Consider the following 7,799-nt stretch of genomic DNA (forward strand, 5'->3'; position numbering starts at 1 on the left):
GCCCGGCGCGCCGAAACACCGCCGCCACCCCCTCCTGAGCCCGAACCCGACCGCCCCAGCCTCGAATCGCTGATCGGCGCGCGCCTGCCCGTCTGGATCGGTGCCGTCGCCTTGGTCGTCGCGGGCTTTTTCCTCGTCCGCTATGCCGTTGAAATCGGCCTCCTCACGCCCGCAGTCCGCACCATCCTCGCCGCGCTCTTCGCGGTGATCCTGGTCGGCGCCAGTGAGGCCGCCCGTCGCATCCCCGCGCTGGCCGAAGACCCCCGCATCGGTCAGGCGCTGGCGGGCGCTGGCATCGCCAGCAGCTATGCGACACTGTACATCGCCGCCGCGCTATACCACCTGATCGGCCCGCTGCCCGCCTTCGTGCTGATGATCGGTGTCACCGCGCTGGGCTTGTTCCTGGCGCTGCGCCACGGCCCGCCCACCGCCGTCCTGGCGCTGGCCGGAGGCTTCATCGCCCCGCTCGTCGCCGGCTATGACGCCGCCGGCATCGGCCCGCTGCTGGTTTACCTCGGCCTGTTTACCGCCGCGCTGTTCGGCCTGGCCATTCACCGGGGCTGGGGCTGGCTCGCGCTCGCGGCAACGGTCGTCGGCTTCGGTTGGGTCAATTTCCTGCTGGTCGCGCTGGAGCCGACCCGCCTCACCGCCCCCGCCGCATTCGTCATCGCGCTCGCGCTCGCCGCCACGCTCGCCCTTCCGCGCGCGGGCGTTACCAGCGCCTGGCTGCGCACCGCGCCGCTGGTCGCCGGCCTCGTCCAGCTGCTGATCTTTGCCCCGGCACTGACCTTCGACGGCTTTGCGTGGAGCTTCTACCTCGTCCTCGCTGCCGCCGCTTTGTTCCTCGCCTGGCGCGATGCGCGTCATCTGCCCGGAGCGCTTGCCGCACTCGCCCTCTCGCTGGTGCTGCTGACAGCCGCATTGGTTGCGCCCGTGTCCGGCGCGACCTTCATCGCCACCCCGCTCCTCGCGCTGCTGTTCGCCGTTCCCGGCCTGATCCTGCTCGACCGCGCGCGCAGCTGGGCGATCCTCGCGCTCGGCGGCATCGCGGGGCCAGTGCTGCTCACCAATCTGCTGGAGCCATCACGCCTCACCGACTGGCAGTGGGCAGGCCTCGAACTGCTCGCCGCCGGGCTCGCCTTCAGCGTCAGCTGGCGCCGCCGCGCGATAACCGACAGCGGGGATCCCGGCCTGATCGGTGGAGCCATGCTCGCCGCAATCCTGGTCGCCACCGCACTGGGGCAGCTGGTTCCGCTCGCATGGCTTGGCAGCGTCTTTGCGCTCGCCACGCTCGGCCTCGGCCTTTGGGCGCGCCGCACCGGCGATCGCGTGCTGCTCACCCTGCCGTCGCTCGGCGTCGCTGCGGTCCTGATCGCCGCAGCCGAACCGCTCGCCGATTACCTCGTGCTGATCGCGCAGTCGCTCGCGGGCGAACGTCTCGCCGCGCCATTCCTGCCCGATCTCGCGGACAGCTTGCGCGCGCTGCTTCCGCTCGTCGCCACCGTCGCTTTGCTCACCCCCGATCGCCGCCAGTTCGGCTCGTTGCGCAAAGCCGTCCTCGGCACCGGCCTCACCATCGCGCTGCTGTTGCTCTACCATCTCGCCAAACTCCCGCTCGCCATCGTCACGGAACCGCGCTTCGACGGCCTCGGCTTCATCGAACGTGCGCTGATCACCCATGCGCTGTTCGCGGCCGCTTTCGCGCTGCGCACCCGCCTGCCCGCCATCGCGCTGCCGCTGTTCGCGCTCGCGCTGGGCCGCCTGCTGTGGTTCGACCTGCTCGTGCTCAACCCCGTCTTCGTCGCGCAGCAGGTGAGCCTGTTCCCGCCCGCCCTGCACCTCGCGCTGGCCGGCGTCTGGCTCTACCGCTTCCTGCCCCAGCCACTCGCGACCCGCGCCGCCATCGCCGTCGCCCTGCTCGCCACCCTCGCCGCGGTCCGTCAGGCCGCGCATGGCGCGATCATCACCGGCCCGATCGGCACCGGCGAAAACTACGGATACTCAATCGCCCTCCTCCTCCTCGCGCTGGCCGGCCTCACCCTCGGCATCCGCTCGGGCAGCCGCGACCTGCGTCTCGCCGGCCTGGCGCTGCTCACCTGCGTCACGCTCAAGGTGTTCCTCATCGATGCCGCCGCGCTCGACGGGTTGCTTCGGATCCTGTCCTTCCTGGGCCTCGGGGTCGCGCTGATCGGGATCGGCTGGGTCTACCGCCGCTTCCTCGCCGCGCGACCGAAAGCGTCAGTGGCGGACGCCTGACCCCGGCGGCATTCTGGCCCCACACCAACAGGAGGCCCAGATGACCAAGATCGTTCACATCGTCGACCCCGCCGAGATCGATATTGACGCCGCGCGCGCCATCGCATTGTCGGGTGAGCTCGCCAGCTATGCCCGCGCCGCACAGGACCCGCTGGCGATGGTCGAGGCGGCCAAGCTGCTCGCCGCCCTCCCCCACAGCGTCTTCACCCCCGGCGCGACCACCGCCGCTGCGCTCTATGCCGAAGCGCGTCTGCTCGCCCGCAGCGACCCCGCGATGCTCGCCGAGATCGACGCGGTGCAATATGGCTTTGCCCGCCCCGCGCGCGGCAGCTGCTACGCCGCCGAAAGCTGGGTCGTCGGCTATCGCGGTAACGGCGTCGGACTGTCCGCCACGCCTGCGCCGCAAGTCCGCTTCCGCGTCGGGGCACCGGTGTGGACCGGCCCCCGGCCGGCCAGCGCGGCGTGATCCGATGCGCGCTGCCCTCCGCCTGCTCGCCCTCGCGCTGACCCTCATCGCGCTGCCGGTTCGTGGTGAAGATCGCCCACACGCCGTTACCGGTGCGGAGATGCGCGCCGAGGCCCGGACGCTCGCAGCAGGCGACCCCCGCCTGCTGGCCGAGGTGGCCGCAGCCGAAGCTGAAGCCGCACGCGGTGTGCTCGGCGCAGGGCCCAGCTCGATCCGGCAGACGGTCCCGGCTGGCGCAACCTGGTCGCTGCCCATCACCCGCAGCGCCGATGCCGCAGCGACGATCGCCGTCCGCCGCATCGGCGCCGCCCCGATCGCGCTGACCGTTCTCGACGCGGCGGGGCGACCGCTCTGCACCGACAGCAGCGGCGGCGCATTGCTCACTTGCCGCATCGCCGCCGGCGGCGGCCCGCTCATCGCCCGAGTAGCCAATCGCGGTGCTGATGCGACCGACGTGCTGCTGCTGATGAACTGAAGCTTCACGGCAGGCGATAGTGGTCGGCGAGCCGGTCGAGCGCGAGGGTCAGAACCAGCCGCCCCGCGCGCGCCGGCCAGGCCAGCGCCTTTTCCGCCGCCGGGACGCTTTCCCCGGCGCAGATCACCCGCCACAGGATATCCGCAAGGCCGCGTCCAGCCGCGGTAATCGCCGCGTCGAATCGCCGCTTTGCCGCAATTTGCGCCTCGGTCGGGTCGAGCCCCACCCCCGGGGTACCGCCGCGTCGCGCCATCGGCGCCGCGTCCCAGCGCATCGTCACGCGCGGCCCCAGCGCCGCCATCTCGTAATCGTCGCGCAGCCGCTCGCCCGCCTCGAATTGCCGGGCATCGACCAGCTTGCGTGCCCGCAGCCAGGCGAGCGGCGATTCGGCGTCATTGACCGCGACCCGCCGCCCGGCACGTCGCGCGGGGGCATGCCGCACCACATGGCCATCCTCGATCGTGCGCTCGACCAGTTCTCGCATCCGCTTTCCCTTCCTTCTGTGACGAATCAGACTTGCCATAGCGTCACGCTTGTAGGAAAGACGATTAACCGTATCGGTTATCAAGGAGCCGCCATTGATCACCGCGATCCGCGAAGTGCGCCGCGCCAAGGGACTCACGCTGGAGGAAGTGGCGCAGCGCTGTGAGCCGCCGACCACTGCCCAGACGATCGGGCGGCTCGAGACCGGCACCCGCACCGTATCGGTCGTCTGGCTCAACCGCATCGCCGCGGCGCTCGGGGTCGATGCCGCCGATCTGGTTCGCCTGCCCGACCGCCCCGACATCCCGGTCGCGGCCAATCTCGATTCGGCCGGGGCCCAGGCGTTGCGGCGCCCCGCGACCGTGGTGCCGCCGGTGGCAGAGGCGGACCTGGTCGCGGTCATGGTCGCCGGCAGCATCGGAGACTATCGGGCCGGCGACGAAATCTGGTGCCGTCGGCTCGCTCCCGCCGCCTTCGGTCAGGCACTTAATCGCGACGTGCTTATCCCGCGCCCGGCCGGTCGCTTCCTGTTCGGCCGCCTGATCGCGCATGAGGGCGCAGGCGGACGGCTCAACATCTTGCCGCTTGGCCCGGGCGCGCGGCAACAGGTGGTTGCCGACCCGCCCTGGATCGCCTGTGCCACGCGGCTGGTGCGATCGCTCTAGCGCGGGATTGAATCGAAACCGGCCCGCCTCGACCGGTGCCGCCATGCGCATTTCCCCGTATCTTGCCTAGCGCGCCGCACCGGCGCATGCTGGTCGCAGTCCTTTTAGGGGAGGGATGCTCATGCGCTATTTGACCGGCCTTACGCTGGCCCTGTTCGTCGCGTCGCCCGCGCTTGCCGAGGATTGGGACTTCGTCCTGACCAATGGCACCGGCAAGTCCATCAAGATGGTCGAAATCGCACCGACCGGATCGACCGACTGGAAACCGGCACTGGAGGAAGAGACGGCGCGTCGCTCGCCGGTGATCAAGCCGGGTGCAAAGACGACCGCGCGGTTCGATCGCCCGTCCAGCCAATGCCGCTTCGACCTGCGCGCAACCTTCGACGACGCCACGACGTTGGTGTTCAGCAGCGCCAATGTATGCGACAACAGCTATGTCACGCTGAAGCTGACCGGCGGAAAGCCGAGCATCACGGCGAACTGACGACCGCGCGACGACATGCCCGCCATCGGCGCACGATCGCGCGGTGGCGGGCGTGAGCCGCTTCAGATGGGTTCCGGAAAGATCTGGTGGGCGCTGACGGGCTCGAACCGCCGACCCTCTCGGTGTAAACGAGATGCTCTACCAACTGAGCTAAGCGCCCGGACCGCGCTCCGATAGGCGCAAGCGGCGCGCGCGTAAAGACGCGCGGTGGTTTCCATCGCACCACCAAATGGGCTAGCGGGCGCGCATGACCAGTTCACCCGTCGTCACCCGCTTTGCGCCCAGCCCCACCGGCCGCCTGCATGTCGGCAATATCCGCACCGCGCTCCACAACTGGATGTGGGCGCGCAAACAGGGCGGCCGCTTCCTGCTGCGCATCGACGACACCGATCCCGAACGGTCGCAAGAAGCGTTCGTCGATGCGATCCGCACCGACCTTGCTTGGCTCGGCCTCGTCCCCGATGGCGAGGCACGCCAGTCGCAGCGCTTCGACCTGTATGAGCGCCGCTTTGCTGAGCTGGTCGCGGCGGGCCGAATTTACCCTGCCTATGAAAGCCAGCAGGAACTGGAGCTGAAGCGCAAGATCCAGCTCGGTCGCGGGCTGCCCCCGATCTACGATCGCACGGCGCTGGCGCTGACCGACGCCGACCGCGCCGGCCTCGAAGCCGCCGGCACCCGCCCGCACTGGCGCTTCAAGCTCGACAGCGCCGCACCGATCGAATGGACCGATCTGATCCGCGGACCCCAGCGCTTCGATCCTGCGACGATGAGCGATCCTGTGATCCGCCGCGCCGATGGCTCGTGGCTCTACCTTCTTCCCTCGGTGATCGACGATATCGACATGGATATCACCCATGTCGTGCGCGGCGAGGACCATGTGTCCAACACGGCGGCGCAGGTGCAGATGTTCGCCGCGCTCGGCGCGACCCCGCCAGCCTTCGCGCACGAAGCGCTGCTGACCGGGAGCGAGGGCAAATTGTCGAAGCGCCTCGGCTCGCTCAGCTGCGACCATTTCCGCGACACGGGGCTGGAGCCACAGACGATCATCGCCCTGCTCGCACGGCTCGGCACCAGCGATCCGGTCGAGCCGCAGCCAGACCCTGCGCCGCTGATCGCCGCATTCGATTTCGCCCGCTTCGGTCGTGCGCCCGCCCGCTTCGACGAAGCCGAGCTGGCCCAGCTCAACGCCCGCATCGTCCATCAGCTGCCGTTCGCGGCGGTCGCCGACCGACTGCCGGCGGACATGGACGCAGCTGCCTGGGACGCGATCCGGCCGAACCTCGAGACCGTCAACGGTGCCGCCGACTGGTGGCAGGTCGTTGCCGGGCCGGTCGATGCCCCGGCCGATCCCGAGGATCGCGCCTTTCTCGACACCGCCGCCGATCTCGCCGCAACGCTCGACTGGCGCGCCGACCCGTGGCACGCGCTGACCGGTGCGCTCAAGGAGGCGACCGGGCGCAAGGGCCGCGCGCTGTTTCGCCCGCTGCGCCGCGCGCTCACCGGGCGCGACTCGGGCCCCGACATGGGCGCGTTGCTCCCCCTCATCGGGCGTGATCGCGCCATCGAGCGCTTGCGCGGCTGAACGGGTCCGCTCGCGCCATTTCCCTGCGCCGCGGCGCCTAGTCGCCTGAACGAAAAGGAATTTGCAAGTCGCGTGTAATGGTATATCATCCTTCCACCGGCGCAGACCGGAATGATGGAGAGCCTGTCATGCACACCACCCGCTATCAGCCTTCCGCTTCACGCCCGGCGAGCGCCGGGGCCTCATTGCTCATTCTCGCCGCTATCGGCTTCGGCGCGACGCTGGTCGGTCCGACGCTGGTGCCGATCCTCAAGGATCCCCCGATCCAGGTCATTCCCATCAAGCTCGATCCGCCCAAGCCCGACCCCAAGCCGATCGAGCAGGTCCGCGACAAGCGCGAAGCCGTCCCGAGGACCCAGCCGCTGCCCAACCAGCCCGATCCGGTCGTGCCGATTCCCGGCGCCGGCAATCCGATCCGATCGACCACGGGCTTTGACCCGGTCCCGATGGACCCGCCCGCCGACCCCGGGCCGCCTTCGTACGGCACCGTGGTCGACCCGCCCAAGCCGCCGGTGATGGTGGGGGCGACGGTCGATCCGCGCTATGCCGACTCGCTCCAGCCGCCCTATCCCAGCTCCGAAATCCGCAATCAGACCGAGGGTCGCCTCACCGCCCGCGTGCTGGTCGGGATCGACGGTCGGGTCAAGGCGATCGAGATCATGCGCAGCCCCAGCAAGGGCCTGTCCGAAGTCACCCGCCGTCATGCCTTGTCCAAATGGCGGTTCAAGCCCGCGACCCGCGACGGCGTCCCCTATGAAGACTGGATGACGATGACGCTGAGTTTCAAATTGGTGGATTGACGGGGTCTGGCCTCATGCCTCCGCATTCCCTATCTTGGCGGCCATGAGGTTCTTCAAACCCGATCGCCCCGTATCCACGGTCGGCGCGCTGGCGGATCTGCGCAACGCCCTGCGCATCCGCCACCGCTATCAGGTCTGGTTCCTGGTTGCGGCAGCGGTCACCACCGGGCTCGTCCTGTTCGGCTTCTACAAGGACAGCTATTTCGAGAAGCCCTACAAGCGCGAGATCGTCTATTTCCAGAACTGGCGCGCCGATCGGACGGTTGACGAGATCATCGCGCAGCAAAAGATCGACGAGCCGATCCGCCAGAAGAAACTCGCCGAGGAAAAGGCGAAGGCCGAAAAGAAGCGGCTGGAATACAAGAAGATCGACGACAAGCTGAAAGAATACGGGATTTGAACCACGCCGCGTGGATGGGGGCCGCGCTCGCGCTGGGCGAGCGTGCGCGCGGTCGTACCGCGCCCAATCCCAATGTCGGCTGCGTGATCGTCAGCGCGGATCGCGTCGTCGGGCGTGGCTGGACCCAACCCGGCGGCCGCCCTCATGCCGAGGCGATGGCACTGGCGCAGGCGGGCGAAGCCGCACGC

General features: G+C 69.3%; 9 protein-coding genes, 1 tRNA gene and 1 pseudogene. 9 read left to right on the plus strand and 2 right to left on the minus strand.

Features of this window, described 5'->3' with window-relative positions; genetic code table 11:
• From AX681_RS13695 to AX681_RS13705, 3 genes are all read left to right on the plus strand, one after another.
• Nucleotides 1–2,256, plus strand: a 2,256-nt coding sequence (locus AX681_RS13695) for a DUF2339 domain-containing protein (protein WP_066682396.1), incomplete at its 5' end; no start/stop codon positions are given.
• A gap of 40 nt (nucleotides 2,257–2,296) precedes the next feature.
• Nucleotides 2,297–2,722: a hypothetical protein gene (locus tag AX681_RS13700; RefSeq protein ID WP_066682397.1), complete on the plus strand. Its 426-nt coding sequence runs from the start codon at nucleotides 2,297–2,299 to the stop codon at nucleotides 2,720–2,722.
• A 4-nt stretch (nucleotides 2,723–2,726) separates the two neighbouring features.
• Nucleotides 2,727–3,197 (plus strand): hypothetical protein, encoded by a 471-nt coding sequence (locus AX681_RS13705; RefSeq protein WP_066682398.1) that lies wholly within the window; start codon nucleotides 2,727–2,729, stop codon nucleotides 3,195–3,197.
• Nucleotides 3,198–3,201: 4 nt separating this feature from the next.
• Here AX681_RS13705 and AX681_RS13710 read toward each other — a convergent pair whose 3' ends face one another.
• On the minus strand, nucleotides 3,202–3,681 hold the full coding sequence (locus AX681_RS13710; RefSeq protein ID WP_066659171.1) for a DUF6456 domain-containing protein: 480 nt from the start codon (nucleotides 3,679–3,681) through the stop codon (nucleotides 3,202–3,204).
• A gap of 94 nt (nucleotides 3,682–3,775) precedes the next feature.
• Here AX681_RS13710 and AX681_RS13715 point away from each other — a divergent pair, with 94 nt between their 5' ends.
• Together AX681_RS13715 and AX681_RS13720 are read left to right on the plus strand one after the other, a co-directional pair.
• Nucleotides 3,776–4,345 (plus strand): helix-turn-helix domain-containing protein, encoded by a 570-nt coding sequence (locus AX681_RS13715; RefSeq protein ID WP_066659172.1) that lies wholly within the window; start codon nucleotides 3,776–3,778, stop codon nucleotides 4,343–4,345.
• Nucleotides 4,346–4,466: 121 nt separating this feature from the next.
• Nucleotides 4,467–4,829, plus strand: coding sequence for a hypothetical protein (locus AX681_RS13720; RefSeq protein WP_231733709.1), 363 nt, complete (start codon nucleotides 4,467–4,469; stop codon nucleotides 4,827–4,829).
• 84 nt (nucleotides 4,830–4,913) lie between these two features.
• Here AX681_RS13720 and AX681_RS13725 read toward each other — a convergent pair.
• Nucleotides 4,914–4,989: transfer RNA gene (locus AX681_RS13725), tRNA-Val, on the minus strand.
• A gap of 87 nt (nucleotides 4,990–5,076) precedes the next feature.
• On the opposite strand from AX681_RS13725, the gene gltX reads away from it, so the two are divergent.
• The 4 genes and pseudogenes from gltX to AX681_RS13745 all read left to right on the plus strand — a co-directional run.
• Nucleotides 5,077–6,411, plus strand: a complete 1,335-nt coding sequence (gene gltX, locus AX681_RS13730; protein WP_066659175.1) for a glutamate--tRNA ligase — start codon at nucleotides 5,077–5,079, stop codon at nucleotides 6,409–6,411.
• Between the two features lie 128 nt (nucleotides 6,412–6,539).
• Entirely contained in the window at nucleotides 6,540–7,211 is a 672-nt protein-coding gene (locus AX681_RS13735) for an energy transducer TonB (RefSeq protein ID WP_066659177.1), read from the plus strand.
• Nucleotides 7,212–7,254: 43 nt separating this feature from the next.
• Nucleotides 7,255–7,611: a hypothetical protein gene (locus tag AX681_RS13740; RefSeq protein WP_066659178.1), complete on the plus strand. Its 357-nt coding sequence runs from the start codon at nucleotides 7,255–7,257 to the stop codon at nucleotides 7,609–7,611.
• 14 nt (nucleotides 7,612–7,625) lie between these two features.
• A pseudogene (locus AX681_RS13745) lies at nucleotides 7,626–7,799 on the plus strand (bifunctional diaminohydroxyphosphoribosylaminopyrimidine deaminase/5-amino-6-(5-phosphoribosylamino)uracil reductase RibD); the annotation flags it as partial.

This window comes from Sphingomonas sp. CCH9-E2, from assembly GCF_001557215.1.
In the GTDB taxonomy this organism is placed as follows: Bacteria; Pseudomonadota; Alphaproteobacteria; order Sphingomonadales; family Sphingomonadaceae; genus Sphingomonas.